Genomic DNA, 668 nt, shown 5'->3' with positions numbered 1-668 from the left:
GGGGTAAGCAACTCGCCTGTTACGCTGCTTATCCTGTAGTCTTCCGAGAGTTTAAAATCCGTCGACCTTCCCATTTTTGCAGTTCTTTCGAGGCTCAATCACACGGCCTACTATCTGACTGTCTACGCTTAAACCGTAAGGTTACCCTTAAAGCTCCAAGACTCGCTATTGGTGACCTGGCTAGAGTCTTCCCAAGCAGGATTTCCACCTGCTAAATGACATGACTTAACTTGACGCACTTAAACTAACCTGCCCGTTAGCTTAATAAAGAAAGGGAACTCTGCCGCAGCAAACTGCTCCTTATTTGTTTAACTATCGTTCCCCGTTAGCATTCCTGTAGAGCGTTAAATTTCCGCTTTGCAAAAAAACGAGCGCCTCGGTACGATGGAAGTACGCAACGGGTCATAGCCCTAAAAATTCCATCATCCAGGAGGACGCTCTATTATGAAGTTTAAATCGCAAGCGAGACAAAATCAGCTCATTGAAAAAATTACTGCTCAGCATTTAGTTGTCGGGATCGACATTGCCCAGCAGATGCATGTTGCGCGCGCTGTAAACTTTCGTGGCATCATTATCGGAGACTACTTATCTTTTTCGAATGACGAGGAGGGATTTCACAGTCTCTTGCTATGGATTCAAAAACTGCAAACCAGCCACAATTTAAGCGC

At 45.2% G+C, this 668-nt stretch carries 1 pseudogene; it reads left to right on the top strand.

The features are described 5' to 3' along the window. Positions 1–444: 444 nt before the first annotated feature. Positions 445–668 (top strand): annotated as a pseudogene (locus AC1DWN_RS34850) (IS110 family RNA-guided transposase); the annotation flags it as partial.

This window comes from Paenibacillus sp. P4_A7, from assembly GCF_056402455.1.
The sequence above is the reverse complement of the archived record's forward strand: the minus strand, read 5'-3'. Positions and strand labels throughout refer to the sequence as shown.